The sequence below is a fragment of the Ornithinimicrobium sp. F0845 genome (assembly GCF_023015765.1).
Lineage (GTDB): Bacteria > Actinomycetota > Actinomycetes > Actinomycetales > Dermatophilaceae > Ornithinicoccus.
Window position 1 is genome coordinate 1 of record NZ_JALKAL010000007.1, and the last position, 26,864, is coordinate 26,864.

At 69.6% G+C, this 26,864-nt stretch carries 29 protein-coding genes; 16 read left to right on the plus strand and 13 right to left on the minus strand.

Features of this window, described 5'->3' with window-relative positions; all coding sequences use genetic code 11:
* A partial coding sequence (locus MWU75_RS11175; protein WP_247090606.1) for an SH3 domain-containing protein occupies positions 1-297 on the plus strand: 297 nt, incomplete at its 5' end.
* 9 nt (positions 298-306) lie between these two features.
* On the opposite strand, the gene MWU75_RS11180 is transcribed toward MWU75_RS11175, so the two are convergent.
* Together MWU75_RS11180 and MWU75_RS11185 are read right to left on the minus strand one after the other, a co-directional pair.
* Entirely contained in the window at positions 307-876 is a 570-nt protein-coding gene (locus MWU75_RS11180; protein ID WP_247090608.1) for an NUDIX domain-containing protein, read from the minus strand.
* A gap of 265 nt (positions 877-1,141) precedes the next feature.
* Positions 1,142-1,924: a ZIP family metal transporter gene (locus MWU75_RS11185; RefSeq protein ID WP_247090610.1), complete on the minus strand. Its 783-nt coding sequence runs from the start codon at positions 1,922-1,924 to the stop codon at positions 1,142-1,144.
* Between the two features lie 94 nt (positions 1,925-2,018).
* On the opposite strand from MWU75_RS11185, the gene MWU75_RS11190 reads away from it, so the two are divergent.
* A complete protein-coding gene (locus MWU75_RS11190; protein WP_247090612.1) occupies positions 2,019-2,816 on the plus strand; it encodes an HAD-IIA family hydrolase in 798 nt (265 codons plus the stop codon).
* 194 nt (positions 2,817-3,010) lie between these two features.
* Positions 3,011-5,452: a cell wall-binding repeat-containing protein gene (locus tag MWU75_RS11195; RefSeq protein ID WP_247090614.1), complete on the plus strand. Its 2,442-nt coding sequence runs from the start codon at positions 3,011-3,013 to the stop codon at positions 5,450-5,452.
* Between the two features lie 427 nt (positions 5,453-5,879).
* Here MWU75_RS11195 and MWU75_RS11200 read toward each other — a convergent pair whose 3' ends face one another.
* The 4 genes from MWU75_RS11200 to dnaK all read right to left on the minus strand — a co-directional run bounded on the left by MWU75_RS11200 (position 5,880) and on the right by dnaK (position 10,206).
* Positions 5,880-6,326 carry a helix-turn-helix transcriptional regulator gene (locus MWU75_RS11200; RefSeq protein ID WP_247090616.1) on the minus strand — a complete coding sequence of 149 codons (447 nt, stop codon included), beginning with the start codon at positions 6,324-6,326 and terminating at the stop codon, positions 5,880-5,882.
* A gap of 64 nt (positions 6,327-6,390) precedes the next feature.
* Positions 6,391-7,392 (minus strand): DnaJ C-terminal domain-containing protein, encoded by a 1,002-nt coding sequence (locus MWU75_RS11205; RefSeq protein WP_247090618.1) that lies wholly within the window; start codon positions 7,390-7,392, stop codon positions 6,391-6,393.
* 181 nt (positions 7,393-7,573) lie between these two features.
* A complete protein-coding gene (locus MWU75_RS11210) occupies positions 7,574-8,275 on the minus strand; it encodes a nucleotide exchange factor GrpE (protein WP_247090620.1) in 702 nt (233 codons plus the stop codon).
* A complete protein-coding gene (gene dnaK, locus MWU75_RS11215) occupies positions 8,272-10,206 on the minus strand; it encodes a molecular chaperone DnaK (protein ID WP_247090622.1) in 1,935 nt (644 codons plus the stop codon). The genes MWU75_RS11210 and dnaK overlap by 4 nt, the downstream gene beginning before the upstream one ends.
* Before the next feature lie 397 nt (positions 10,207-10,603).
* Between dnaK and MWU75_RS11220 the strand changes: the two genes are divergently transcribed.
* The 6 genes from MWU75_RS11220 (at position 10,604) to MWU75_RS11245 (ending at position 13,636) form a co-directional block, all read left to right on the plus strand.
* Positions 10,604-10,852, plus strand: coding sequence for a ribbon-helix-helix domain-containing protein (locus MWU75_RS11220; RefSeq protein WP_348647760.1), 249 nt, complete (start codon positions 10,604-10,606; stop codon positions 10,850-10,852).
* Positions 10,849-11,088 carry a toxin gene (locus MWU75_RS11225; RefSeq protein WP_247090626.1) on the plus strand — a complete coding sequence of 80 codons (240 nt, stop codon included), beginning with the start codon at positions 10,849-10,851 and terminating at the stop codon, positions 11,086-11,088. Before MWU75_RS11220 ends, MWU75_RS11225 begins: the two co-directional genes overlap by 4 nt.
* A gap of 580 nt (positions 11,089-11,668) precedes the next feature.
* Positions 11,669-11,938: a type II toxin-antitoxin system Phd/YefM family antitoxin gene (locus tag MWU75_RS11230; RefSeq protein ID WP_247090628.1), complete on the plus strand. Its 270-nt coding sequence runs from the start codon at positions 11,669-11,671 to the stop codon at positions 11,936-11,938.
* Positions 11,939-12,208 carry a type II toxin-antitoxin system RelE/ParE family toxin gene (locus tag MWU75_RS11235; RefSeq protein WP_247090630.1) on the plus strand — a complete coding sequence of 90 codons (270 nt, stop codon included), beginning with the start codon at positions 11,939-11,941 and terminating at the stop codon, positions 12,206-12,208.
* Positions 12,209-12,730: 522 nt separating this feature from the next.
* Complete coding sequence (locus tag MWU75_RS11240; protein WP_281497136.1) at positions 12,731-13,156, plus strand: VOC family protein; 426 nt, start codon at positions 12,731-12,733, stop codon at positions 13,154-13,156.
* 39 nt (positions 13,157-13,195) lie between these two features.
* Complete coding sequence (locus MWU75_RS11245) at positions 13,196-13,636, plus strand: YtoQ family protein (RefSeq protein ID WP_247090634.1); 441 nt, start codon at positions 13,196-13,198, stop codon at positions 13,634-13,636.
* Here MWU75_RS11245 and MWU75_RS11250 read toward each other — a convergent pair.
* The 3 genes from MWU75_RS11250 to MWU75_RS11255 form a co-directional block, all read right to left on the minus strand.
* Entirely contained in the window at positions 13,626-14,066 is a 441-nt protein-coding gene (locus MWU75_RS11250; protein WP_247090636.1) for an NUDIX domain-containing protein, read from the minus strand. The two genes, MWU75_RS11245 and MWU75_RS11250, sit on opposite strands and share 11 nt — an antisense overlap.
* A gap of 9 nt (positions 14,067-14,075) precedes the next feature.
* Entirely contained in the window at positions 14,076-14,201 is a 126-nt protein-coding gene (locus MWU75_RS19975; RefSeq protein WP_281497137.1) for a hypothetical protein, read from the minus strand.
* A gap of 81 nt (positions 14,202-14,282) precedes the next feature.
* Entirely contained in the window at positions 14,283-14,744 is a 462-nt protein-coding gene (locus MWU75_RS11255) for an Hsp20/alpha crystallin family protein (protein ID WP_247090638.1), read from the minus strand.
* Positions 14,745-15,199: 455 nt separating this feature from the next.
* Here MWU75_RS11255 and MWU75_RS11260 point away from each other — a divergent pair, with 455 nt between their 5' ends.
* Positions 15,200-16,108: a DUF5996 family protein gene (locus tag MWU75_RS11260; protein ID WP_247090640.1), complete on the plus strand. Its 909-nt coding sequence runs from the start codon at positions 15,200-15,202 to the stop codon at positions 16,106-16,108.
* A 374-nt stretch (positions 16,109-16,482) separates the two neighbouring features.
* The gene (gene arr / locus MWU75_RS11265) at positions 16,483-16,917 is read left to right on the plus strand and encodes an NAD(+)--rifampin ADP-ribosyltransferase (RefSeq protein ID WP_247090642.1); all 435 of its coding nucleotides are present in this window, start codon (positions 16,483-16,485) and stop codon (positions 16,915-16,917) included.
* Positions 16,918-16,931: 14 nt separating this feature from the next.
* Here the strand turns inward: arr and MWU75_RS11270 are convergent, their stop codons facing one another.
* From MWU75_RS11270 to MWU75_RS11280, 3 genes are all read right to left on the minus strand, one after another.
* Positions 16,932-17,525, minus strand: a complete 594-nt coding sequence (locus tag MWU75_RS11270; RefSeq protein WP_247090644.1) for a DUF1272 domain-containing protein — start codon at positions 17,523-17,525, stop codon at positions 16,932-16,934.
* 235 nt (positions 17,526-17,760) lie between these two features.
* Complete coding sequence (locus MWU75_RS11275; protein WP_247090646.1) at positions 17,761-18,234, minus strand: hypothetical protein; 474 nt, start codon at positions 18,232-18,234, stop codon at positions 17,761-17,763.
* A 178-nt stretch (positions 18,235-18,412) separates the two neighbouring features.
* The gene (locus MWU75_RS11280; protein ID WP_247090648.1) at positions 18,413-19,645 is read right to left on the minus strand and encodes an alpha/beta hydrolase; all 1,233 of its coding nucleotides are present in this window, start codon (positions 19,643-19,645) and stop codon (positions 18,413-18,415) included.
* A 62-nt stretch (positions 19,646-19,707) separates the two neighbouring features.
* Here MWU75_RS11280 and ligD point away from each other — a divergent pair, with 62 nt between their 5' ends.
* On the plus strand, positions 19,708-21,426 hold the full coding sequence (gene ligD / locus MWU75_RS11285) for a non-homologous end-joining DNA ligase (RefSeq protein ID WP_247090658.1): 1,719 nt from the start codon (positions 19,708-19,710) through the stop codon (positions 21,424-21,426).
* 35 nt (positions 21,427-21,461) lie between these two features.
* Here the strand turns inward: ligD and MWU75_RS11290 are convergent, their stop codons facing one another.
* Positions 21,462-22,715 (minus strand): MFS transporter, encoded by a 1,254-nt coding sequence (locus MWU75_RS11290; protein WP_247090660.1) that lies wholly within the window; start codon positions 22,713-22,715, stop codon positions 21,462-21,464.
* Between the two features lie 133 nt (positions 22,716-22,848).
* Between MWU75_RS11290 and MWU75_RS11295 the strand changes: the two genes are divergently transcribed.
* The 4 genes from MWU75_RS11295 (at position 22,849) to MWU75_RS11310 (ending at position 26,699) form a co-directional block, all read left to right on the plus strand.
* Positions 22,849-23,649 (plus strand): GntR family transcriptional regulator, encoded by an 801-nt coding sequence (locus tag MWU75_RS11295; protein WP_247090662.1) that lies wholly within the window; start codon positions 22,849-22,851, stop codon positions 23,647-23,649.
* Positions 23,646-24,695 carry a DctP family TRAP transporter solute-binding subunit gene (locus MWU75_RS11300; RefSeq protein ID WP_247090664.1) on the plus strand — a complete coding sequence of 350 codons (1,050 nt, stop codon included), beginning with the start codon at positions 23,646-23,648 and terminating at the stop codon, positions 24,693-24,695. The genes MWU75_RS11295 and MWU75_RS11300 overlap by 4 nt, the downstream gene beginning before the upstream one ends.
* A gap of 70 nt (positions 24,696-24,765) precedes the next feature.
* Positions 24,766-25,422, plus strand: a complete 657-nt coding sequence (locus MWU75_RS11305) for a TRAP transporter small permease (RefSeq protein WP_247090666.1) — start codon at positions 24,766-24,768, stop codon at positions 25,420-25,422.
* Positions 25,419-26,699 carry a TRAP transporter large permease subunit gene (locus tag MWU75_RS11310; protein WP_247090668.1) on the plus strand — a complete coding sequence of 427 codons (1,281 nt, stop codon included), beginning with the start codon at positions 25,419-25,421 and terminating at the stop codon, positions 26,697-26,699. Before MWU75_RS11305 ends, MWU75_RS11310 begins: the two co-directional genes overlap by 4 nt.
* Positions 26,700-26,864: the final 165 nt, after the last annotated feature.

Consider the following 26,864-nt stretch of genomic DNA (forward strand, 5'->3'; position numbering starts at 1 on the left):
CAGGTCACCGGCACCCTGACCAACGGCTGGCTCAAGATCGCTGGCGGGCAGTACATCAGCTCCGTCGTGCTCTCCTCCACCCCCGTCGACGGCGGCGAGAACCCCGGCGATGTCACCCGCTACGTCAGCGCGAACTACGCGGCCAACGTCCGCTCCGGCCCGAGCACCGGCTACGGCGTCGTCGACACCGTCCCGCGCGGGACGAAGGTCACCGGCACCCTCACCTCCTCCGGCTGGCTCAAGATCGGCAGCAACCGCTACATCGGCCCGTCGGTGCTGTCCAGCACCCCGGTCTGACCGAGGCGCTCAGACCCAGCGGTCCTGCGCCAGACGGACCGCGTCCACCACTTCCTCGGACAGGCCGGGCGGCCCGTTCGGCCTGCCGAGGGAGATCACCGGCCACCACCGCACGTCGAGCGACTCGGCGCTGACCGCGTGCTCCGCGCCCGGCGGCGCCACGGCGACGAAGCGCACGTCCAGGTGGTGCACGCCGCCGCGGTCCCCGCAGAACGGCACCGGGTGCTCGTCCAGGTGGATCGGGACCTCGTCGATCTCCAGGCCCGCGATCCCCGACTCCTCGGTCGCCTCGCGCAGCGCCGCGTCCACCAGGCGGGCATCCTCCGGCTCGCAGTGCCCGCCGAACTGGAACCACCGGCCGGCGCGTGCGTGCAGCGTGAGCAGCACCCGCAGGCCGTCCTCGGAGAGCACGACGGTGCTGGCGGTGATGTGGTCGGGATAGCAGGAACGCTCCAGCCCGTCCGGGAAGTCGTGCAGGTGCCCGCCGAACCGGTCCCGCAGCGCCGCCTGCCCGGCGTCGGGCGGCACCCAGGCGGTCAGGGTCGCCAGGGCGTCGCGATGCAGTCCTGCGTTCCTCACTCGGGCAGTATGCCGTGCGCTCGCGCCCGTGCGCTCCGGCCCGTGCGCTCTGGCCCGTGCGTTCGAGCCCACGCGCTCTGACCCGCTCACTCGAGCCCACGCGCTCTGACCCGCGCACTCGAGCCGCCGACGCCGACAACCCGCGCCCTCCCGACGTCTTCGAGCGCCCCGCGGTTCTTCGGGCCGACTGCAACCAGCCCGAGGATCACCGAGGCGCTCGAAGACGCCCGGGTGAGGCCGCAGCGCACGCTCGGTCGACGGGTCGTCAACGGGTCAGCGCCAGGCTCACCCAGACTACGAGGGCTCCGGCAGCCAGGCCGGCCAGCGACTGGGCGGGGTGGGTCTGGTAGCGGCGGGCGGCCGGGATCAGCTCGCGCAGGCTCAGCGCGATCATCATGCCGGCGACCAGGGACAGGGTCAGCACGAGCAGCTCGGGCGGCAGCAGGGCCCGCAGCGCGAAGTAGCCGATGAGGGCACCGGCGGGCTCGGCGACGCCCGCGACGGCGGCCCACCCGAGGGCAGGAGCGCGCCGACCGGTGGCGGCATAGAGCGGTGCCGCGACGGCCATGCCCTCGGGGATGTTGTGGATCGCGATCGCGACGGCGAGTCCGACCCCGAGCTCGGGCGACTCGAGCATCGCCAGGAAGGTCATCAGACCCTCTGGCGCGTTGTGCGCCCCGATGACCAGCGCGATCAGCAGACCGCTGCGCAGCAGGCCGTGGCTGCCGGTGAGGTCCCCGTCGAGGTCCAGGGCGTCGGCCTGGACAACCCGCTCCGGCAACAGGGCGTCGATCAGCAGCACCGCGCCGCACCCCGCGAGGAACGCCCCGGCCGTCCACCACACCGCCGCGTCCACGCCCGAGTCCCGCAGGGTGGACAGGCTCAGCGGCAGGATCTCCACGATGGACAGCACGATCATCAGCCCGGCGGCGAAGGCCAGGCCGACCGCCAGCGGCCCCCTCTGTCGCATGCCCGGGTGCAGCGCCAGGAACCCGCCGACCACGGTGGCCGACCCGGCCAGCGCCGTCGCCGCGACGGCCCAGATCACCTGAGTCCCGGCATACTGCGTGCGCTGTGCATGCGGTCACTATCTCACCGGCTCCGACGGGCCGCGGATCCCCCGACCTGGGATGATGGCGACCATGACCGAGCTGCTGCCCGTCGACTCCTGGCTGACCGACATGGACGGGGTCCTCGTCCACGAGGAGCGGGCCCTGCCCGGTGGTGCCGAGTTCATCGCCGAGCTCATCGCCTCCGGCAGCCGGTTCCAGCTGCTCACCAACAACTCGATCTTCACCCCGCGCGACCTGCGCGCCCGGCTGGCCGCTGGCGGCATCGAGGTGCCCGAGGAGGCGATCTGGACCTCGGCGCTGGCGACCGCGCAGTTCCTGGCCGAGCAGCGTGAGGGCGGCTCGGCCTACGTGATCGGCGAGGCGGGGCTCACCAACGCCCTGCACAACGTGGGCTACGTGATGACCGACCGCAGCCCGGACTACGTCGTGCTCGGGGAGACGCGCACCTACTCGTTCGAGGCGATCACACGCGCCATCCGCCTGGTGCAGGACGGCGCCCGGTTTATCGCGACCAACCCGGACCCGACCGGCCCTTCGGCGCACGGCCCGCTGCCGGCGACCGGCTCCGTGGCCGCGCTGATCACGCGGGCCACGGGTGTGGAGCCCTACTTCGTCGGCAAGCCCAACCCGCTGATGATGCGCAGCGCGCTGCGCCGGATCGAGGCCCACTCCGAGCACACCGTGATGATCGGGGACCGGATGGACACCGACATCATCAGCGGGCTGGAGGCCGGGTTGCGCACCATCCTGGTGCTGACCGGGTCGACCCGCGCGGACCAGGTCGAGCGCTTCCCGTTCCGGCCGACCCGGGTGTGCGACTCGATCGCCGACGTGGTCCCGCTCGTGCGGGAGTTCGCGCGGGACTGACGCCGGCGGACCCGGCCCGCACCTCGTCACCCTTTAGCGTATTCCGCTGACCTGCACGTCTATGCCCCAGATTGACGATGTCGCGGTTCTTTGCATAGGTTAACTGAGGCGCCCGTGGGGGGCGTCAGGCAGATTCGCTGGCAAGGGGCACGTCTCGCGACGTCTCGGCGTCAGCACGATCGAATGGGGATATCTTGTCCAACAAGAAGAAATTCACGCGCGGCTCCGTAGCCGCCGTCGCGGGGATCGGGGTGGTCGTCGGCATGATGCCGGCGGTGACCGCGAACGCCGCTCCGGGACAGAGCGACGACAGTGGCCCGGAGATCAGCAGCGAGGTCACGGCCGAGCTCAAGGCGACCGGCTCGGCCGACGTCTGGCTGACGCTCAGCGACCAGGCGGACCTGTCCGCCGCCTACACCATGTCGTGGGAGGACCGCGGTCACTACGTCTACGACACGCTCCGCGCGCACGCTGCGGAGTCCCAGGCCGACCTCGTGGCCGACCTGGAGGCTCAGGGCGCTGACTACCAGACCTTCTGGGTCAACAACTCCATCCTGGTCAAGGGCGCCAGCGCTGACCTGGTCAGCTCGGTGACGTCTGATTCCACCCTGAGCGCCGTGACCCCGGACCGGACTCCCGAGCTGATCGACGGGGCTCCCGCGTCGAGCGAGGTCAACTCGACTGCTCCGCTGGCCACCGAGTGGGGCCTGGACTCCATCGGCGCCCCGGAGGTCTGGGACACCTACGGGACCACCGGTGAGGGCATCGTCGTCGGCACGTTCGACACGGGCGCCGACACCACGCACCCGGCGCTGAACGCCGCCTACCGCGGCACCGCGACGGGCAGCCACGACTACAACTGGTTTGACAGCACGGGTGCCAGCGCCACCCCGGTGGACCACGGCATCGACATCGGTGTCCCGCACGGCACGCACGTGACCGGAACGATGGTCGGCGAGGACGGCGCGAACCAGATCGGTGTCGCCCCCGGCGCCCAGTTCATCGTCGCGGCCGGCTGCTGCGTCGACGAGGCTGACGTCTTTGAGAGCTTCGAGTGGTTCGTGGCTCCGACCCCGGTCGGCGGCACCGAGGGCGACCCGGACATGCGTCCGCACATCGTCAACAACTCGTGGGGCTTCGTGGACTACCAGGGCACGGACCCCGTGCTCGAGGCCTCCCTTGACGCCTGGGACGCCGCCGGCATCTTCGGCACCTTCGCCTCCGGCAACGAAGGCCCCGGTGCCCAGTTCCCGGGCCCGGACTGTGACAACGTCATGTCCCCGGCCTGGAACGACGCGGCGCACTACGTCGTGGGCAACCACCAGCAGAACGGCGCGATCAACCCGAGCTCCAGCCGTGGGCCGGGCGAGGACGGTCAGCCGGCCGTCGACATCGCGGCACCGGGCACCAACGTCCGCTCCTCGGTCCCCGGTGACGGCTACCAGAACTGGGACGGCACGTCGATGGCCACCCCGCACGTCTCCGGCGCCGTCGCGCTGCTGTGGAGCTACTTCCCCGACCTCGTCGGCAACCAGGCGGCCACGGTCGCCGCGCTGGACGCCACGGCGATCGACAAGGCCGACCCGACCTGTGGTGGCGACGCCTCCAACAACGAGACCTGGGGCGAGGGTCAGATCGACCTCGTCGCAGCCTTCGAGTCGCTGGAGGAGCCGCCCGCGGATGGCCCCTCGGTGTCCCGCGCTGCTGGTGTGGACCGCTACGCCACCGCCGGCGCCGTCTCCGAGCTGTTCGAGGCCGAGGTCGACACCGTCTACCTCGCCTCCGGTCAGAACTACCCTGACGCTGTGACCGGCTCCCCGGCCGCTGCCCAGGGCAAGTTGGCCGTGGCCGGCATGCTGAACACTCCGGACGGCAACCCGGCTCCGGTGCTGCTGTCCAAGTCCGGCAAGCTCACCAACGCGACGACTGCCGCGCTGACCGAGCTGGCCCCGAGCAACGTCATCATCCTGGGTGGCGAGTCCATCATCAACGCCGACGTCGAGGCCACCCTGGCCGAGGACTACACCGTCACGCGCGTCGCCGGTGCGGACCGCTACGAGACCGCCGCCAACCTGGCGGCCATGTTCACCGGGACCGACACGGTCTACGTCGCGGCGGGCACCGACAACGCCTTCTCCGACGCGCTGACCGCCTCGGCGCTGGCCGGTGCCGAGAACGCACCCGTCCTGCTGACCAAGCCGGACTCGGTGCCGAACGTGACCGCGGAAGCCATCGCGGAGCTCGCTCCCTCCCAGATCGTCGTCATCGGTGGCAGCGCGACCATCAGCGACGAGGTCTACACCGAGCTGGGCGCGACCGGTCGTCTCGGTGGCGCCAACAAGTTCGAGACCGCTGCGCTGATCTCGGCCGAGTTCGGTGCTGACGTCCCCGTCGTCTACGTGGCTTCGGCCAACGACTACCCGGACGCCCTGGCGTCCTCGGCGCTCGCTGGCTCGCAGGGCGCGCCGGTCGTCGTCGTCAAGGGCACGCACGACGCCGCTGAGGACAAGATCCCGGCCGTCATCGAGGACGCGTTGAAGACCCTCTCCCCGGAGCAGGTCGTCATCGTCGGTGGCGACAACGCCGTGGACGACAGCGTTCAGGCCTGGCTTGAGGACCCGGCCAACTGGGGGTGATCACCCCTTGGGTGACCAACCCTTGACGCTATGAGCCCTCGGGCCTAGCACCTCACAAACCGCCGGTCGGAGCATCAGCTCCGGCCGGCGGTCTTGTGTGTGCGGGCGCCTACGTTCGGGTGCAGCCACGCGACTTCTGTCGGGCACCGCCTGCAGGTGCGGACCAGCCCCGTCTTCGAGCGCCCTCGTGTTCTTCGGGCTGGCTGCAGTCGGCCCGAGGATACGGACGGCGCTCGAAGAAGGCGGGCAGGCCAGCGGAGTGCATCCGCGCGCTCGGTGGGTGGAGGCGCTGCGGGAGGAAGGCTCGGCGAGAGGGAAACGGTGGGAGGGGAAAGCGGCGCTCGGCGCTCGGCGGGGCGGCACGGCGCTCGGCGGGGAGGCGGGGCGGCACGGCGCTCGGCGGGCGGCACGGCGCTCGGCGCGGCGCTCAGAAGGGCAACGGACGCCAGAGCGCGACGGCGGTGGTGGTCGACTCCTGCCGGGGGCGGGTGCCGGGGCGCATCACGACGGCCTCACCCGACGGCCCGGCGGCGAAGACGCGGCTGCGGACGTCCAGGGCCTCCCGGAGCACGCGGTTCTGCTCGAGCAGCTCGGCGGTGCGCTCACGCAGCGCGTCCACCTGGTGCTCCAGCACCATGATCCGCTGGATGCCGGCCAGGCTGACGCCCTCGTCCTGGGACAGCCGCTGCACCTCGCGCAGCCGCGAGACGTCGCGCGCGGAGTACCGACGCACCCCGCCCCGGGTCCGCTGCGGCGTCACCAGGCCAAGCCGGTCATACTGCCGCAGCGTCTGAGCGTGCATCCCCGCGAGCTCGGCCGCGATGGAGATGACATAGACGGGGGTGTCCTCGTCCGGGTTGCTCTGCCGTGCCATCGCCTGCCTCCTTCGCAGTATGTCGTCGGGTCTGGTCTCAGGGGCAACTCGCCCACGCAGGTGGTTACTCCCGGGCGCGTTGCAGCAGGTCGGCGCGCGGGTCGGCGCCGTCCTCCTCGGCCGCGAGCACCTGCACGGCCTCGCGGGCCGCGTCGGACAGGCGCTGCGGGACCACGATGCTGACCCTGGCCAGCAGGTCCCCGGTGCCGTTCTTGGTCTGGATCCCCCGGCCCTTCACGCGCAGCACCCGGCCGGACGGCGTCCCCGGGGCCACCTTGACCCGCACGGTGCCGCCGTCGAGCGTCGGCACGGTGACCGTGGCGCCGAGGGCCGCCTCGGCGAAGGTCACCGGCAGGTCCACGGTCAGGTTGTTGCCGTCCCGCTCGAACACGGGGTGCGGCCGGACCGTGACGACCAGCATCAGGTCGCCGTTCGGCGCGCCCGGATCGCCGGGCATGCCCTTGCCGCGCAGGCGGATCTTCTGCCCGTCCTTGACGCCGGCGGGGATCCGGGTGGTGATGCGCCCGCCCTCCGGGGTCTGCAGGGTCACCGTGTCGCCTGTGGCGGCCTGCGTGAAGTCGATCGTCGTCCGCGCCTCCACGTCCCGGCCCCTGCGCGGGCCGCGCGTGGCCCCGAAAGGCGAGCCCCCGGCATACTGCCCGCCACCACCGAAGCCACCCAGCAGGTCCTCGATGTTGATGCCCTGCCCACCGGAGGTGGTGAACCGGGTGCCCCCACCGCCACCGCCGCCGAACATCTGGGCGAAGACGTCCTCGAACCCTGCTCCGCCGCCCCCGCCCGGACCGCCGGCGGTGAACCGGGCGCCGCCGCGGGACATGGCGCGGACCGCGTCGTACTGCTTGCGCTGCTCAGGGTCGGAGAGCACCGCGTAGGCCTCACCGATCTCCTTGAACTTCTTCTCCGCCGCGGTGTCGCCGGGCTTGGCGTCGGGGTGCCACTCTCGGGCGAGCTTGCGGTAGGTGCTCTTGATCGTCTTGTCGTCCGCGTCCGACGGCACACCGAGGATCGCGTAGAAGTCCTTCTCGAACCAGTCCTGGCTCGCCATGTGCCCTCACCTCCCTGACAGCATCCCAATTTTCGTAGTGGTTTTGTCGGTCCCACCCGCATTTTTGTAGTGGTTTTGTCGGTCCCGTGCGCCGGGCCGACGGTGTCCTGCAGTATGCCGTGCGCCCGGTGAGCGGTCGCCGGGGCGGTGCGGGTGGGCACCGCCCCGGCCACCTAGCTGCTCACGCGGGGTCGGCCACCGCGACGCGCGCGGCGCGCACCACCCGGTCACCGACCTTGAAGCCCGGCTGCATGACCTGGACGATCGTCGTCTCGGTCGCGCCCTCGGGCAGGTCGGCCTCCGGCAGGTGCATCAGCGCCTCGTGCACGGTGGGGTCGAAGGTCTCGCCCACCGCGCCCAGCCGCACGACACCGAACCGGCCGAGCGTCGCCTCGAGCTTGTCGGCGATGGCCAGCAACGGCCCCTCCGGCAGCTCACCGTGCTCCTTGGCCATGTGCAGGTCATCGAGGACCGGCAGCAGGGCCTCGACCACGGTCGCGGCACCGGCCTCACGGTCGAGTGCCCGGTCCCGGTCGACGCGGCGCTTGTAGTTGACGTACTCCGCCTGGAGGCGGCGCAGGTCCTCGAGCCGGTCGGCCGCGAGCTGGGTGTCCGGGTGGGCCTCGTCGTCGGACCCGGCCGACCCGTCCTGGGCCTCCACGTCCGCCGCACCGGCCTCACCCGGCAACGCCTCGCCCACGTCACCAGCGAAGGCGTCGTCGCCCTCGGCCAGCACCTCGGCGTCCACCTGCTCCGCAGGCTCGGCGGGCCGCCGGACCTGACCGGTCTCGGGGTCCAGCCGCCGCTTGTCCCGGATCACCGGGCCGGTGGGGCCTTCGGACTCGGGGTCCCGCGGCCCACCGGCACCGGTGTGCTGGGTCACTTGGCCTCCTCGTCGTCGACTACCTCGGCGTCGACGACGTCGTCATCCGCGGAGCCCTGGGCACCGGCGTCACCGCCGGCGGCGCCGGGGAAGCCGTCGCCACCCGGGAAGCCACCCTCAGCACCGGGGAAGCCACCGCCAGCACCCTCGCCACCCTCGGCCTGCGAGGCGGCGTAGATCGCCGAGCCCATCTTCTGGCTCTCGGTGGAGAGGGTCTCCATCTTGGCCTTGATGTCCTCGACGCTGGCCTCGGACTCCGGCTTCAGCGCCTCCTTGAGGTCGTTGAGAGCGGTGTCCACCGTGCCGCGCAGGTCCTCGGGGACCTTGTCGCCGGAGTCGGTCAGGAACTTCTCGGTGGAGTAGACCAGCTGCTCCGCGGTGTTGCGGGTCTCGGTCTCCTCGCGCCGCTTCTTGTCCTCCTCGGCGTGCGCCTCGGCGTCCTTGACCATGCGCTCGATCTCCTCCTTGGGCAGCGCGGAGCCGCCGGAGATCGTCATCGACTGCTCCTTGCCCGTGCCGCGGTCCTTGGCGGAGACGTGCACGATGCCGTTGGCGTCGATGTCGAAGGTGACCTCGATCTGCGGGATCCCACGCGGGGCCGGCGCGATGCCGGTCAGCTCGAAGTTGCCCAGCGGCTTGTTGTGCTGGGCGATCTCCCGCTCACCCTGGAAGACCTGGATGCCCACCGACGGCTGGTTGTCGCTGGCCGTGGTGAAGACCTCGCTGCGCTTGGTCGGGATCGCGGTGTTGCGCTCGATCAGGCGGGTCATGATGCCACCCTGGGTCTCGATGCCCAGGCTCAGCGGGGTGACGTCGATCAGCAGCACGTCCTTGCGCTCGCCCTTGAGGACACCGGCCTGCAGGGACGCGCCGACGGCGACGACCTCGTCCGGGTTGACGCCCTTGTTGGGCTCCTTGCCGCCGGTGAGCTGCTTGACGAGCTCGGTGACCGACGGCATACGGGTGGAGCCACCGACGAGGACGACGTGGTCGATCTCGCTCAGCGAGATGCCGGCATCCTTGATGACCTGCTCGAACGGCGCCTTGGTGCGCTCCAGCAGGTCTGCGGTCATCTGCTCGAACTGCGCGCGGGTGAGCGACTCGTCCAGGTGGATCGGGCCGTTCTCGCTCATCGACAGGAACTGCAGGTTGATGCTGGCGTTGGTGGAGCTGGACAGCTCCTTCTTGGCCTGCTCCGCGGCGTCGCGCAGACGCTGCATGGCGATCTTGTCCTTGGACAGGTCGACACCGGTGGTGTTCTTGACCGTGGTCAGCAGGTGGTTGACGATGCGCTCGTCCCAGTCGTCGCCACCGAGCTTGTTGTCACCGTGGGTGGCGCGGACCTGGATGGTCGCGAAGCCGTCCTCGGCGTCCTTGCCCACCTCCAGCAGGGACACGTCGAACGTGCCGCCACCGAGGTCGAAGACGAGGATGAGCTCGTCCTCCTTGCCCTTGTCCAGGCCGTAGGCCAGCGCAGCCGCGGTCGGCTCGTTGACGATGCGCAGCACGTTCAGGCCGGCGATCTCGCCCGCCTCCTTGGTCGACTGGCGCTCCGCGTCGTCGAAGTAGGCCGGCACGGTGATGACCGCGTCGGTGACGTCCTCGCCCAGGTAGGACTCGGCGTCCCGCTTGAGCTTCATCAGGATGCGCGCGCTGATCTCCTGCGCGGTGTAGGTCTTGCCGTCGATCTCCGGGCTCTTCCAGTCGGTGCCCATGTGGCGCTTGACCGAGCGGATGGTGCGGTCGACGTTGGTGACCGCCTGGCGCTTGGCGATCTCACCGACGAGGATCTCCCCGCTCTTGGCGAAGCTGACAACCGACGGCGTGGTGCGCCCGCCCTCGGCGTTGGCGATGATGTGCGGCTCCCCGCCCTCAAGGACGGCGACCGCCGAGTTGGTGGTGCCCAGGTCGATTCCGACTGCACGTCCCATGCGTGACTCTCCTGTATGTCGTGTGGCTGGCCGCAGCGTCTCGCCCCGGCCGGGTCTTCGGTCACCAACTTGCTCCTTCGACCCGGTCATTGTCAAACCGAGACTCAGTGAAGTTGAGTACATCACGCTCAACTTACCCCCGCGACGGTTTGTTCCCCTGCCGACCGTCCAGCCGGTCCACCTGCTTGTAGGTTCCTGCGCATCTTGTCGGATTCCTGATTACTTGTCGGCCGCGTGTCGGATTCCTGGCATCTTGTCGGTGGGTGCCGTCTGGACGTGTGGAGCAACGCAGGCAACGGGCGACGGGAGCTGAGCTCTTGCAGCGCCGGCTGTACGCGCGACCCACGGCAAGAGCGGATGGTTGGCGACAGGGCCCAAACCGTATTACGATTTGAGGGTGGAGAAGATCAAAGGAGTGCCGGTCACCGACCAGATGATCCAAGAGTGGGCCGACGAGGCTGAGCAGGGCTACGACGTCGAACAACTTCGCAAGCGGGGCCGCAAGCCGATGGGCGACGGACCCGCTCGGGTGGTGCCCGTCCGCCTCGACGACACCCTGCTCAGCGCGCTGGACGAGCGCGCGGAGCGAGATCACACCACCCGCTCCGAGCTGATCCGTGCTGCCCTTCGTGCCTACGTCGCGTGAAGGTCAACCCCTCCGCACTCAAGCATGAACTGAGCGAACTCGACATCCTCTACGCGGCCGAGAACTGGGCCTACGCCAGCGAACCGGACGATGACATACCGGCCAAGCAGTTCGTGTTGGGCTTCGACCGAAGCGGCCGCCTCCTCGAGATGGCGATTCTGACTTTCGACAACGGGCACCAACTCGTCATCCACGCCATGAAGGCGCGGCGCCAGTACCTGCATCTCCTCGAATGACCATTGGGCCAGCGATAAGGGCCGACCGACCAGCAGAGTTTTCGGCGATGCGGTTCCCTGACGCGACGTACGTCCTGAGTTTGTTGCGTCCGCGGACCCGGAGCATCACGAACTCTGTCCGAAGAGTCGTTTACGTTCCACACGGGTCATCGCGTCAGTCACGCCCAGACACTATCTGTGCGGGTCAAGTTCGACCGCGAGGTGGCGGCCACCACGCTCACGAGACGCGGCATGTCCCGTGATCAGCTTGCGCCCCAACTAGGCTGGCACGTGTCCAGAAACTACTCACTCTCCGCCGCGCGGCGGGGTAGTTTCCGGCCACGTGCCCGCGTGGCTGTGACCTGAGTGGCGGGTGTGGCTGGTGTGTCGTTAGTTGGCTCGCCCACATCGGCATGAGCGCGAGATACCGCGCAGCGGAGTGGAGGGCGAGACCGCCCGAGGATCTCGACAAGTTGGCAGGACTGGCGTGGCCCACGATCTTGTCGGACCGCAGGTCAGGCGCCGGCTCACCCGACAGATCGAGTGAGAACCTACAGTGGCACAACTGGAGTTGTGCCCAAGGTTTTGGCTACACTTGGGCATGACTGCTGTACCCCTTGGCGACGCGCGAGACCGGCTCTCAGAGTACGTTTCGGAGGTCGAACGCACCCATCAACGCGTGACAATCACCCGTCACGGCCATCCGGCCGCGGTCCTCATCTCCGCGGACGATCTCGCTGCCATCGAGGAGACCGTGGAGATCCTTGGAACACCTGGCGCCGCCGAAGCCATCAATGAAGGCCTCGCCGACGCCGCCGCCGGCCGCTTCGCCGACAACGACGCCATCAAGTCCCGCTACGGGATCGCCTGAGTGGAGGAGCGGTACTCGATCCGAGTCACGGCTCGAGCCGAACGCGATCTACAGCGGTTGCCAGAGAAGATCGCCACGGCCTGCGTCGAGTTCATCTTCGGGCCTCTCGCCGACAAGCCACGGCGAGTAGGCAAGCCCCTCCGGGGCAAGCTTGGCGGCCTGCACTCTGCTCGCCGGGGTGACTACCGGGTGATCTACGGCGTCGTTGAAGACGCCCGCACCGTGGAGATCGTGCATATAGACCGACGCAGCGACATCTACAGGCGATGAAGGGACCTTCGCCGTCCCGCTCACCGATCCACTTGCCGAACACCGTCGGCTCAAGCTCAACTGCGAACAGCCCTCTCGTGCGAGGATCCGGACAAGATACTGAGAATCTGTGAGCGCCACAAAGGTGTCACACTGCTGGTCACGGCGGTCTCCCATCTGACAAATCGCGCGAAAACCTACAGGCTGCGGCTGTGCGGCTCTCGTCGCAGCACTGGATGCGGCCCACGCCAACCCGGAGTCGCTGCTTGAGTGGACCGACGTCCGCAAGACTCTCCCAGGTCGACGTTGAGGATTGTCCTCACCCGGCATGCGGTAGGTGACGTCGAAGAGGCCCCTGACTACTACGCCGGAATCGGCCGGAAGCTCGGTTCACGCTTCGCCGGAGACGTCGACGCGGCCTGCGAGCGGATCGTGAAGTTCCCCGAGGAGTATCCCCCGTTGAAGGATTCGACGAGCTCCCCAGGGCCCGGATGAGCCGGTTCCCCTACGCAATCTGCTACCAGCAGACCCCTCGCGACCTGCTTGCCGTCCGCGTGCTGCATTCCGGCGCCAACAGCCCTCGCGGCATTCTGGGCCGAGGCGCTTGGCTACGCAATGGCGCCGCCTCCCGACGGCTTCGAGAGCAGGGCGGCGTGGTTCGCCGAGCACGCGGTCCCCGAGGGCGAGTGGGACGACGGTGCGTTCCTCCACGACCCGAGCGTGCGCGGGCCCACGATCTGGTTCCTGCGCGTGCCCGAGGCGAAGACGGTCAAGAACCGGCTCCATCTCGATCTCCAGGTCGGTGGAGGTCGTCAGACGCCATGGGAGCAGCGGTGGCCGCGCGTGACCGGCGAGGTTGCGCGCCTGGGCAGGCTTGGCGCACAGGTCGTCCAGGAAGTTCCTCCGGGCGAGCGGCCAGACCATGTGATCATGGTCGATCCAGAAGGCAACGAGTTCTGCGTCGTCTGATCCCCGAGATGTCAGCCCACCACAGAGGAGTCACGAGCCATGAGCTTTCAGGTCTATCTTTCTGGCGAGATCCACACCGACTGGCGTGAGGAGATCCAGCGCGGCGCCGAGGCCGCCGGGCTGAACGTCACCTTTACCGCGCCCGTGACCGACCACTCCGCGAGCGACGCCGCGGGCGACTACCTGGGAGAGACCAGCAACGAGTTCTGGCGTGATCACCAGTCCGCCAAGGTGAACGCAATCCGCACTCGCACCCTCATCCAGCAGAGCGACCTGGTGGTGGTGCGCTTCGGGGACCAGTACAAGCAGTGGAACGCCGCCTTCGACGCCGGCTACTGCGCCGCGCTGGGCAAGCCCTACGTCACCCTGCACGAGTCCGACATCGTCCATCCCCTGAAGGAGGTCGACGCGGAGGCCCAGGCCTGGTGCACGACGACCGACCAGGTGGTGGAGATCCTGCGCTACGTGCTCACGGCCTGAGGCGTTCGACCGCCACGTCAACCACGTCGGCGGTCGGCTCGGGGAGCGGGAAGTCGGCCAGCCGGACCCAGCGGGCGAAGTCCGTCGTCCCGTCCTGCTCGGTCGTGCCCAACCGACCTCCCACGATGGTCGCCTCGAAGAGCAGTCGCTGGGAGCGGAAGGGGCGCGACGCCCGTCGGCTCGCCGGCCCCGTGAAGTGGTGCGTCGCCAGGAGCGGCCCGACCTGCACGTCATACCCCGTCTCCTCGTAGGTCTCGCGCACCACCGCGTCCTCGATGCCCTCGTCGAACTCCACCCCGCCCCCCGGCACCGACCAGCACGCGTTGGCACGGTCTGCCCCGCCGTTGAACCAGGTCAGCAGGATCTCTCCCGCGTCGTTGACCAGCACCGCATAGGCGGCGAGCCGGGTGTCGTACTCGGTGAAGTGCACCCGGTGACCCTACGTGAGTCGCCGCACCAGGGTCAACGCGTGCGGGTCCGCGCCACCGATTGCGGCCGAGATGTCCCGCACCTCGCCCCCGCTGAGCACCAGCCGACCACCGACGTATGCCGTGGGGCCGGACACGAGCAGGAGCCGTATGCCGTGGAGCCGGACAGCGCGAAGGCCCCCGACTCTGCGTCGAGGGCCTTCGTCAGGGTGAGCGGCTCAGGCCGCGTCGGTCTCCTCGGAGACCTCGCCCTTCACTGGCTCGTCCAGGCCACGCTGGCCCTCGTGGGCCACGGTGATCTTGCGCGGCTTGGCCTCGTCGGCGACCGGGATGACCAGCCGCAGGACGCCGTCGGCGTACATCGCGTCGATCTTGTCGGTCGCCAGACCGCGACCCAGGGTCAGCTGCCGGGCGAAGGAGCCGGTCGGGCGCTCCCGGGTCAGCCACTTGCCGTTCTCGGTGGAGCGGCCCACGCGCTCGGCCCGGATCGTCAGGCTGCGGTCGTCGACGTCGATGTCGATCGTGCTCGGGTCAACGCCCGGCAGGTCGACCTCGACGACGAAGCGGTCCCCGTCGCGGTAGAGGTCCATCGGCATGCCCGGTCCGGCCGGCCCGCGGCTGACCGAACCGAAGACGCGGTCGATCTCGCGGAACGGGTCGAAGGTGCTGAAGGTGTTCACGGTTCCTCCTCAGTGATCAGCCAATCCGCCACCCTGGCGGGTTAACTTGAGTCTATATCAGTCAACTTTCTTGATGCCGCGCGTATTCCGCGACTGGTCGGGCAGCTTCGAACCGTCAGCGGGCGGCCGGCTCCCACGAGCGGTGCGGGCGTTCCTGGTCGACGAGGACGACGCGCGACTGATGCGGACGCGCGAGGCGTGTCAGCGGACGGGCGAGGCGTGTCAGCGGACGGGCCCGCGCGACCCGCCACCGCCGGCAACTTCGAGCGCCTTCCGGTTCTTCGGGGCGACTGCAGTCGTCTGTAGGAACACGACGGCGCTCGAAGACGGGGCGAGGTCGCCCTCGAAGACGATGCGCGGTCGACCGACCTGGCCAGACGCTGGCCAAGCGCTGGGCGGGCGGAGCGTCCGGGACTGGCAGCGGCGCGGCCACCCGCTGCACTACGGTCGGAGACATGACCTCCCCCTGGCCCGAGATGCCGCTCGCGAAGTGGCAGCCGACGAAGGACACCTTCCTGCTGTGGACGCAGGTCATCGGGAAGATCCGGCTGGCCCGCGAACCCCTGCTGAACCACTGGTGGAACGCCCCGCTCTACGTCACCGGTCGCGGGCTCTCCACCTCGCTCATGCCGGCCGGACCGGGGCGGGGCTTCTCCATCGACCTCGACCTGCTCGACCACCGGCTCGAGGTGACCACCACGACCGGCCCGAGAGCCGCCATGGAACTCGAACCCATGACCGTCGCGGACTTCTACGCCCGGCTCGCCGGCCTGCTGGACCAGCTGGACCTGACCACAGAGATCTGGCCGGTGCCGGTGGAGCTGCCTGACGCCATACCGTTCGCCGAGGACACCACCCACAGCGACTACGACCCCGAGACGGTGACCAGGTTCTGGCACAGCCTGGTCGAGGCCCAGCGCGTCTTCGCGACCTTCCGGACCGGCTTCGTCGGCAAGTCCAGCCCGGTCCACCTCTTCTGGGGCGCGCTGGACCTGGCGACCACGCGCTTCTCCGGCAGGACCGCGCCCCCGCACCCCGGCGGCGCGCACAACTGCGGACCGCACGTGATGCACGAGGCCTACTCCCACGAGGTCAGCAGCGCGGGCTACTGGCCGGGTGGTGCAGAGGAGGGGATCTTCTACTCCTACGCCTACCCCGAGCCGGCGGGCTATCGCACGATGCCGGCCGGCCCGGCCGGCGCGCGCTTCGACGAGGAGCTCGGCGAGTTCGTCCTGCCCTACGCCGCCGTCCGCACCGCCGTCGACCCCGACGCGGTGCTCCTGGACTTCCTGCAGAAGACCTACGAGGCGGCCGCGGTCGCCGCCGGCTGGGACCGCGCGGCGCTGGAACGCCCGCGGTCCTAGAACGTCTGGCTGCGCGCCGGCTCCCGCACCAGAGGGACCAAGACCCACGCACTCAGCGTCCGGCGGGGTTCACTGCGTGGGATTGTGTCCACCAGAGGGATCAAGACCCACGCAATGAGCGTCACAGGCCGGCACGAGTGCTGCCTGTGCGCAGGCTCCCGGTAGCGTCCCAGCGCCCGCAGCGCCGCGGCCCGGTAGCTGCCGCCGAGCAGGATCGCGTGGACCAGCAGCGGGCCAGCTGGTACCACGCCACCCGGTCGCGCCAGCCGTCTGATCGCCGCCCCCGCCGCGGCGGCGCCTCCGGGGCCATCGGGCTGACCTCCTGGTAGGCCCCCAGGCACTTCGGCCCGAACCTGGCAGTTAGTGTCAGGCACATGGACGAGCCGATGGAGCCAGTGCCCTTCGAGGTCTACCAGACCGGTGTGTACCTGCACGGCACGAAGGCGGACCTTGACGTCGGGGACGTTCTGACTCCCGGCCGGGAGTCGAACTTCGAGGCCGGTCGCGTCATGAACTACGTCTACTTCACCGAGACCCTGGACGCGGCGACCTGGGGTGCCGAACTGTCCGCGGGTCAAGGGCCTGGCCGCATCTACATCGTCGAGCCGATGGGCGACTTCGAGGACGATCCCAACGTCACCGACAAGAAGTTCCCAGGCAACCCAACTCGATCCTTTCGGTCCCGCGAACCGTTGCGAGTTGTCGGTGAACTGCGCAGCTGGGTCGGCCACTCCCCCGACGCGTTGCAGGCCATGCACGACGGTCTCGCTGCGTTGAAGCGGGACGGCGAGGCCACCATCGACGACTGACGCGGGCCAGGAGGTCAGCCGACGAGGTCCTCGAGCGTCGGCTCAGGGCACTTCGTGCGCATGGCGGGCACCTGAGCCGGTGGGACCGCGGCGTGGGGACGCCAGGTCTCGACATTCGTCCCCACCGCCGCGGCATGGTGTGCCTCCACGAAGACGTCCTCGGAGGGAGGCGCAGGGACAGTGATGCCCTCGGCTTCCAGGCAGGCCGCGACCTCCAGGTTGAGCGCGAAGTATGCGCGGACCTCGGCATCGCTGAGTGGCTGAAAGGTCGGCAGCGGCCCAGCCTCCAGCGTGCATGCGTCGAGATCCTGGTTGTAGCGTTCGCCAACCTCGGGTCCCGGATCCACCCCGTCGTAGCTGATGCCTGCGCCGTCATCGGTGCGCTTCACTGGCCAACCACGCACCCCGGCCGGGTGGTCGATCAGGTGCACCGCAGGGCGCACCGGGCGTCTCTTGAGGTTGCCGCCGCAGTTGGGGCAGACCCCCTCCAGGCAGGTCTCGACGCAGGTCGCGCACCACGTGCACTCGAAGGTGCAGATCAGCGCATCCGGCGACTCGGGGGGCAGGTCGACGTCGCAGCACTCACAGTTGGGACGCAGCTCCAGCATGAGCAGAGTGTCGCAGGGCGCAGCCGACGCACCACGGTGACCGAGTCTGTGACGCACGGTTCACCAGCAGGACTACGACGAGGCAGTATGCCGTGAGGCCGGGGCCGGCCTGCCCGCTCGCGGGCGGCCAGGGGTCGACATAGGTTCCGCAGATGGGCGTCCTCCTGGCCCTGGCCTCAGCAGGTGCCTACGGAGTCGTCGACTTCGCGGGCGGGATCCTGTCGCGGCGCGTGCACTACGCCCTGGTGACGTGGCTGGGGCAGGTCGGCGGTCTGGTGTTCGCCGTCGTGGCAGCGGTGCTGATCCCGGCCGAGCGCGTCACCGCGGTGGACCTCGGCTGGGGTGCACTGTCCGGAGTTGGCAGCGCGGTCACCATGCTGTTCCTCAACCGGGCCCTGTCGCGCGGCTCGATGAGCACGGTCGTGCCGATCAGTGCTGTCACGGGCGTCGCGCTGTCGGTGCTCTGCGGCGTCTGGTTGCTGGGTGAGCAACCCGGTGCGGCGGCCTGGTGGGGGATCGTGCTCCTGCTGCCGTCGCTGTGGCTCATCTCGCGCACCACCGACCACGACCCGGCGCACCTGGGGGCCGTCCGGGACGGACTGGTCGCGAGCACCGGGGTCGCCGTGCAGTACATCGGGCTGGCCATGGCCGGGCCGGAGAGCGGGCTCTGGGCGGTGGCGGCCGGTCGCCTCCTGGCCGTCCTGATCATCTCGCCCGTTGGTCTCCGGGCGAGGGACCACGGGCACCTCACCTGGCGGGACCGGGCCAAGGCCCTGGCCATCGGGGCCGGCGCCGCGCTCGCCCTCTCGCTCTACCTGCTGGCCACGCGGGAGCAGCTGCTCGCCGTCGCGGGTGGTGCTGCTCAGCATCGCGTAGGCAGCACTGACTCAGGAGGACTCGGCCAGCACCTGCTCGATCGCGGCGAGAACGACGTCCGGCTCGTCCAGATAGACGTAGTGCGTGCTGTCCTCCGCGACGACCAGCTCGCTGTTGCTCGACAACGTCAGGAGGTCCTCCTGCAACCCGCGCCAGATGGTGTCGAAGCGGTCCAGCACCTCCGGGGTCAGCCCCACCGACCCCAGCGCCTCCGGCGGGAGCTGTCCCTCCAGGCCGATGCCGCGGGCGATGACCACGAGCGGCGTGTCGCCGAGAGCGCCCGGTCCACCGACCGCGGCCATGCCCTCCTCGAGCGCGGCGTACTCCGCCACCGCCGTCTCCAGCGACTCCGGCTGCGCCCGGTGCAGGGCCCACAGCTCGCGCGCCTTGCTCGGCAGCTCCGGGGCGGCCGACCGCAGCTCGTCCGGTCCCGACACGCCCGCCTCGATCGCGGTCGCGAGACGGGCCAGCCCGGCGATCTCTGCCTCCTGGACCGCGACGACCGCCGGCACAGCGGCCAGCGCCTGCCCCTGGTTGGGATGGGAGGAGTCCACCAGCACCACCCCGGCGGTGTCCTCGGGGTTGGCCTGCGCGAACGCCAGCATGGTCAGGCCGCCGAAGGAGTGCCCGACCAGGACAAACGGCCCCTCCTCGTCAGCGTTGTCCAGCAGCGTGCCCAGCTCGGTCACGATCTGATCGATCGACCGGGGCTCCGGGCCGGGTTGGCTCCATCCGTAGCCCGCCCGGTCGTAGCTGCACACCCGCACGGTCCCCGTGAGCTGCGCCTGGAGCGGCCAGAAGTTGACCGAGGTGTCCCCCAGCCCGGCATCCAGCAGCACCGTGGGGCTCCCCTCGCCCGCGCAGTAGAGGTGCATCGTGTGCCCGTCCACGTCCACCAGCTCACCGGGCGGCGCCGGCAGGTCGGGGTTGTAGGCGGCCTCCGGTGGAGCACTGGTGGCCGTGGAGTCCGGGGCGCCCGTCTCCCCTGCCGCGTCGGCGCCTGCCGCGTCGGTGCCGGCCGCGTCGCTGCCGGCCGCGTCGCTCTCCGCCGCCGCATCCTGCGTCCCGGTGTCCTCCCCCGTGTCCTCCGCCACGTCGGAGGTCACGGCTCCCCCGTCGTCCGGGCCGGCCGTCGGTCCGGCCGGGTCGTCCCCCTCGTCAGAGCTGCAGGCGCCCAGGGCCACCGCCATGAGTGCCCCGGCACAGGCCAGGGCGAGAGTCTTGCGTGCTGCACCGACAGGCATCGGCCCACCTCCGTGGTGTCGTGACCAGGAGCGGGTGCTCCGTGGCCCCCGACGCTAGAGGGATGGCGGACCGGTGGCAAGACCCGCGGCGTCGGGTGCGGGCCGGGCGCCAGGGTGGCAGCGTGGGCAGTATGCCGCACAAGCAGGGCCGCTCCCCGGCTCCGGGGGACTCTCAGGAACCGCTGGCGAAGTACCGCCGGATGCGCGACTTCGCCCGCACGCCCGAGCCCAGCGGCGCCCCGCCGGAGCGCTCCGAGGGAGGGGACCGGGTCTTCGTCGTGCAGCGCCACCGGGCCACGGCGCGACACTACGACTTCCGCCTGGAGGTCGACGGGGTGCTGGCCAGCTGGGCGGTGCCGAAGGGCCCCAGCCTGGACCCCGAGATCCGTCGGCTGGCCATCCACGTCGAGGACCACCCTATGGAGTATCTCCACTTCGAGGGCGTGATCCCCAGCAAGGAGTACGGCGGCGGCGACGTGATCGTCTGGGACACCGGCACGTGGGAGCCGGGGCACGACGAGGACCCGGCGGCGGCCATCCGCGCAGGCACGCTGCACGTCATACTGCACGGCGAGAAGTTGCGCGGCCAGTTCATGCTGGTGCGCACCGCGCGCCAGCAGGGTGACAAGGAGCAGTGGCTGCTGTTCCACAAGCACGACGAGCACACGGTGCAGGGTTGGGACGCCGAGGACTTCCCGCGCTCGGTCCTCAGCGGCCGCACCAACGAGGAGGTGCTCGCCGACCCCGACGAGGTGTGGCACTCCGACCGGCCGGCCGACCAGGCGGCCGAGTCGCTGCGGGTGGACGTCCCGGACCCGCTCACCGAGGACGAGCTGTCGACGCTGCGCGACCTGGGCACCTCGGGGACCTGGGAGGTCTTCGGGCGCACGGTGCGGCTGACCAACCTGGACAAGGTCATGTTCCCGGGCCGCGAGGGTGCGGGGCCGGTCACCGCCGAGGAGCCGGTCACCAAGCGCGAGTTCATCGAGTATGCCGGGCGCGTCGCCCCCGTGCTCCTCCCCTATCTCGCGGGTCGGGCGGTCAACCTGCACCGCTATCCCGACGGCGCGCAGGCGAAGGGGTTCTGGCACAAGGAGGTCCCGAAGCACGCGCCGGAGTGGCTGCCGCGGTGGGACAACCCGGACGCCGACCCCGGCGAGACGAAGACCTACCTGGTGGTGGACGAGGCCGCGGCGCTGGTCTGGGCGGCCAACTACGGCGCGCTGGAGTGGCACCCCTGGACGTCGCCGACGGACGCTCCGGACTGTCCGTCCTACGTCATGTTCGACATCGACCCGGGTGAGCGGACCTCCTGGGAGGAGACGCTGGAGCTCGCGCGGCTGCACCGGGCCGCGTTCGAGGCGCTGCAGCTGCGGGCCTATCCGAAGGTGACCGGTCGGCGCGGGCTGCAGGTGTGGGTGCCGATCCGGCGCGGCCCGAGCTTCGCCGACACCCGGGCCTGGGCCGAGAAGGTGTCCCGGAGCATCGGCGCGATGGTGCCCGAGCTGGTCAGCTGGCGCTGGGAGGTGCGGGCGCGCAAGGGTCTGGCGCGGCTGGACTACACGCAGAACGCGGTGAACAAGACGCTCGTCGCGCCCTACAGCCCGCGGCCGTCGGCGGGTGCACCGGTGTCGGTGCCGATCACGTGGGACGAGCTCGACGACCCCGACCTGCGGCCGGACCGGTGGACGATCCGCACCGTGCTGGACCGGCTGGCCGAGACCGGTGACTCGTTCAGCGGCGTGCTGCACCACGACCAGACGCTGCCGCGCGTGCGCTGAGCCGTCCCGGCAGCCCGCCGGTGGTGTCGGCGAAGCTACCCGCCCGCCACGTGTCGGGGACCTCGCACACCGCCGCCGTAACCGAACGGTCGGCTCGGGGGCCGGCGGACCAGGTCACGGCGGAACCCCGCCCGCGCGACCAGCGTCAGGGTGCAGGCCACCAGGAAGGACCCCGCCGCGACCAGCCACGCCTCACGGAAGCCCAGCCCCGAGACGACCAGCCCCAGCAGCACCGGCCCGATCGCGCCGCCGGTGAAGGCCCCCGCCTGCACGACCGACGAGGCCCGGGTGGGCGCGTCCCGGCCGACCCGCGCTACGGCATACAGGAAAAGCCCGGGCCAGGACCAGCCGAGCCCGAAGGCCAGGAACCCGAAGAGGACGACCGCCCACGGCACCGCGAACACACCGATGAGGAAGAGGCAGACCGCACCCGAGGCCATCTGGAGCGCGACCCACAGCAGGTTGCCGCCGTAGCGGCGGTCCGCCCGGTGACCCGCCACCACCCTGACGAGGATCGAGCTGCCGGAGCCGGCCGCCATCAGGAGCCCGGCCTGGCCGACCGTCAGCCCCACGTCATGGGCCCAGCTGGCCAGGTAGGCCCCGAGGAAGTTCGCGGCGGCGCTGGCGAAGGTGATCGCGATGCCGCACAGCAGGAGCGGCCCCCACGGTGCCCGGTCCACCGCGCCGCCGACGAAGCCACCCCGAGGCACCGTGCGCCCCACTCGCGGTTGCAGCAGCGCCAGCACGATCACCACCAACCCGGTGGTGCCCGTCACGACGAAGGTGCTCCGCCAGCCGAAGAGGGCGGTCATGGTCGGCACGGCCAGCCCGCCAAACATGATCGCGGCCGGCACCGCACTCTGCTTGATGCCGAAGCCGAGACCCCGCCGGTGGGCCGGCAGGACCGTCGCCACCGTCTGGTTCGCGGTGCCCTGACAGGCCGCATTGGCCAGGCCGAGCACCGCCATCACCGCGATGAGGGTCTCCCAGCGGTGCACGAGGAAGGCGAGCCCAAAACCTCCCAGCGCGACGAGGACGCCAGAGGTGATCTGGCCCTGGCGGCGCGTCCACCTCTCCAGCAGCCCTCCACCCAGGATGGTGGCCAGCGCGGCGACGGCGAAGAAGGTGCTGACCACCAGGCCGAGCACGGACGGACCGAAGTCGAGGTCGCGTTGCATCAGCACGGCCTGGGCACCGACGAGGAACGGCGGGATGGCCCCGAGGGTCGTCAGCGCGCTGGCACCCAGCATCACCATCGCGGTCGGCGACCGGTGTGGGCTCTGGACCACCTGGGCGCCCACCTCCTGACCAAATTGTTATCTACATGACATTGACGAAATGTACTGCCCTTTGCGATGGTAGTCCCCATTGTCTGCGCCGGACACCTCGTGCGCGCCACCTTGAGTCAACGGAGACCAGAGTATGTCGAGCAGCTCGCGCCGCGTGGAGGAGCCAGGTTATCGCCGCCTGGCCGGCCACCTTCGCGACGCGATCAAGGAGAAGCGCTGGGCCGAGGGCGAGGCGCTGCCCACCGACGGCGAGCTCGGCAGCGAGTTCAGCGTGAGCCGCCAGACGGTGCGCCGCGCCTACCTCGAGCTCGTCAACGAGGGCCTGGTCTATCGCGTGCCCGGCAGCGGCACCTTCATCACCCCGTCCCACCTGCGCTACCGGCGCCCGTTCGAGACCGTGGACGACCTGCTCGGGCTGGCCGACGACACCGAGCTCGAGGTGGTGCAGCCCCTCGAGGGCACCTTCGACCCCGACGCGGCCCGCGAGCTCATGCTCGACTCCCGGCTGATGTATGGCATGCAGTTCCTGCGCCGGCACCAGGGCACTGTCTTCTGTCACACCTCGGTCTTCCTGCCGCCGGAGATCGGCCGGCTGCTGGACGGCGAGGAGGCCTTCACCCAGGCCGGTGCCACGAGCACGGTCACCGTCATCGGAGCGCTCACCGCGCGGGGCATCCAGCTGAGCGGGGCCGAGCAGTCGATGACCGCGCGGTCCGCTACCGAGCTGGACCAGCAGCGACTCGGGTGCGCCATCGGCCACCCGCTGCTGCACGTCGAGCGCCTCTACGTCGACCCCAGCGGCCGGGCGGTCGAGTGGGCCGTCTCAGACTTTCTGCCCGAGCACTACACGCACCGGATCCACCTTGGACGCCGGCGCAGCAACCCTTCGTCGATCACGGCGGAGCGGATCACCAGGAAAGGAACACCCTCATGACCTCTCGCTCTCTGCGCACTCTCGCCATCGTCGCCGTCGGGGCACTGACGCTGGCTGGCTGCGGCGGCGCTCGCGGTGGTGGCGGCGACGGCGGTGACGCAACCGGTGGTGACGGTGAGACCTTCACGCTGAAGTTCTCCCACGTGACCACCGACAGCACCCCCAAGGGCACGGCGGCGCTCTGGTTCGAGGAGGAGCTCGAGAAGCGCACCGATGGTCGCATCGACGTGGAGGTCTACTCCAACTCCTCGCTCTACGGCGACAAGGACGAGATGCAGGCCATCCAGCAGAACTCGGTCCAGATGCTGGCACCCGCCTCCGCGAAGTTCACCACCGTCGCACCGGCGCTGCAGGTCCTGGACCTGCCGTTCCTGTTCGACACCCCGGACGACATCCCCAGCGTGGCGGCGCCGGACACCGAGGTCGGCAAGGCGATCTTCGCCAACCCTGACCTCGAGGCCAAGAACATGAAGGTCCTCGGCCTGTGGGACTCCGGCATGAAGCAGATCCACTCCAACAACCTCACCCAGTCGCCGGCCGACATGGAGGGCAAGAAGTACCGCATCCAGCCCTCCGACGTGCTCAAGAGCCAGATCGAGGCCTGGGGTGGCTCGGCCGAGGCGATCGCCTTCGCCGAGGTCTACTCCGCCCTCCAGCAGGGTGTCATCGACGGCGGTGAGAACACCTACTCCAACATCGAGTCGCAGAAGATGCACACGGTGCAGTCCAACATCGCCGAGTCCAACCACGGCTACATCGGCTACATCCTCGTGGTCAACACCGAGTTCTTCAACAGCCTGCCCGCGGACCTCCAGGAGATCCTGATCGAGACCGCCGAGGAAGCCTCGACCTACAACCGCGACAACGTCGTGGGGCTGAACCAGGAGTCCAAGGAGACCATCGAGGCCGAGGGCACCACCGAGATCAACGTGTGGACCGACGAGGAGCGTCAGGCGTTCAAGGACGTCGTCGTCCCCTCGATCTACGAGCAGTACCGCGATGTGATCGGTCCCGAGATCATCGACGAGCTCCTGGCCAACCAGTGACCTCTGCCCACCCTGCCGGGGCGGTCAGCGACCGCCCCGGCGCCCCACCCCACAGAAGGGTGTGAGAGACGTGAGACAGCTAGACAGAGCGCTCACGAACGTCGAGAACGTCATCGCGGCAGGCACGCTCGGCCTCGCGGCGCTGATCTCGATCGTGAACGTCTTCCTGCGACAGTTAGGCGAGTCCTGGTTCTGGACCGAGGAAGCCGTCATCTATCTGATCATCTACTCCACGTTCATCGGCGCGGTGATCACACTGCGCCACAACGAGCACGTCAGCGTGGACATCCTCGGTGTCTTCTTCAAGGACCGGGGCAAGAAGTGGCTGGCCCTGGTCGCCGGTGTCGTGACGATCATCTATCTGCTGATCATGGGCTACCTCGGGTGGCAGCTGCTCTTCGAGCCGTTCTCCCGCACCACCGTCACCCCCGTCCTCAAGCTGCCCCTGTGGGTCGTGGAGCTCGCCGTCCCGATCGGCATGACGCTCATGCTGCTCCGGGCTCTGGAGATGCTCTGGCGCACCTGGCGCCACGGCATCCCGACCAGCGAGGACCTGCTGGCCGCCGAGGCCGAGGCCACCGGCCTGACCCTCGAGGAGATCCGTGCCTCCAACGCCGAGATCTCCGGCGCGGGCGACACCTTCGGTGCCTCACCCCCTGAGGGAGATGCCCGCGACGACAGGGGCGACGACAAGGGTCCCGGCGAGCCGAAGGGAGACGGCCGATGAGCACCGAAGTCATCACACTGCTGGTGATCCTGTTCGCGCTGCTGTTCACCTCGACGCCGATCGCGATGGCGTTGGGACTGACGTCCTTCGTCTACCTCTACTACTTCACGACCATCCCGCTCACCCAGGTCGTGGAGCGCCTGTTCAACGCGCTCAACAGCTTCCCGCTGATGGCCATCCCGTTCTTCATCCTGGCCGCCAACATCATGACCCGCGGAGGCATCAGCCGAAGGCTCACCGAGTTCGGCAACGCTCTCGTGGGGCAGTATCGCGGCGGCATGGCGATGACGGCCGTGCTGGCCTGCATGTTCTTCGCCGCGGTTTCGGGCTCCAGCCCGGCCACCGTGATCGCCGTCGGCACGCTGATGATCCCGGCGATGATCCGCCACGGCTACTCCAAGCAGTTCTCCACCGGTCTGATCGCCACCTCCGGCTCGCTGGGCATCCTGATCCCGCCGTCAATCCCGCTGATCGTCTATGGCATCGCCACCGAGCAGAGCATTGGTGACCTGTTCATGGCCGGGATCATCCCCGGTGCGGTGGCCGGCGTGATGCTGCTCGGCATGGCCGTGTGGGTCTCGCGGCGCAAGAACTACGGTGAGCACACCGGCGAGCGACTGCCGAAGGGCACGCGCCGCCGCGCCCTGCGGGACGCCATACTGGCCCTGCTGCTGCCGGTCATCGTGCTGGGCGGCATCTACGGCGGCTTCTTCACCCCGACCGAGGCGGCAGCCATGGCCGTGGCCTACAGCCTGGTGGTCGCGCTGCTCATCTATCGCGAGCTGAGCCTCAAGGACCTCGGCAAGGTGCTGCTCTCCTCGGCGAAGACGTCGGCGATGATCATGTTCATCATCGCCAACGGCATCCTGTTCACCTTCGTCCTGGCGGCCGAGCGGATCCCCGACCAGATCACGACGGGCATCGCCAACATGAGTCTCGAGCCGTGGCAGTTCCTGGCCCTGGTCAACATCCTGCTGCTGATCGTCGGCTGCTTCATGGAGACCAGCAGTGCGATCCTGATCCTGGCGCCGATCCTGCTGCCGATCGCCATGGAGATGGGCGTGGACCCGATCCACCTGGGCATCATCATCGTGATGAACCTGGAGATCGGGATGATCACCCCGCCCCTCGGGCTCAACCTGTTCGTCGCCTCCGGCCTGTCCGGGATGAGTGTGCTGCAGGTGGCCAAGGCTGCGATCCCCAGCGCGGCGGCCCTGATAACCGCGCTGATCCTGGTGACCTACCTGCCGATCCTGTCGCTGGCGCTCATCAGATGACCCAGGAGTATGCCGGGGGCCGGCTCACCAGCCCGGCCCTCGGCATACTCCGCCACCGTCCCGCCCGTCGCCACACCTGATCCCGCACCACCTCATCACCGTGGCCCATCTCTCGTTGACAAAATGTGCGGCCCTTTGAAAATATAGCCTCACATCTTTGGAGGA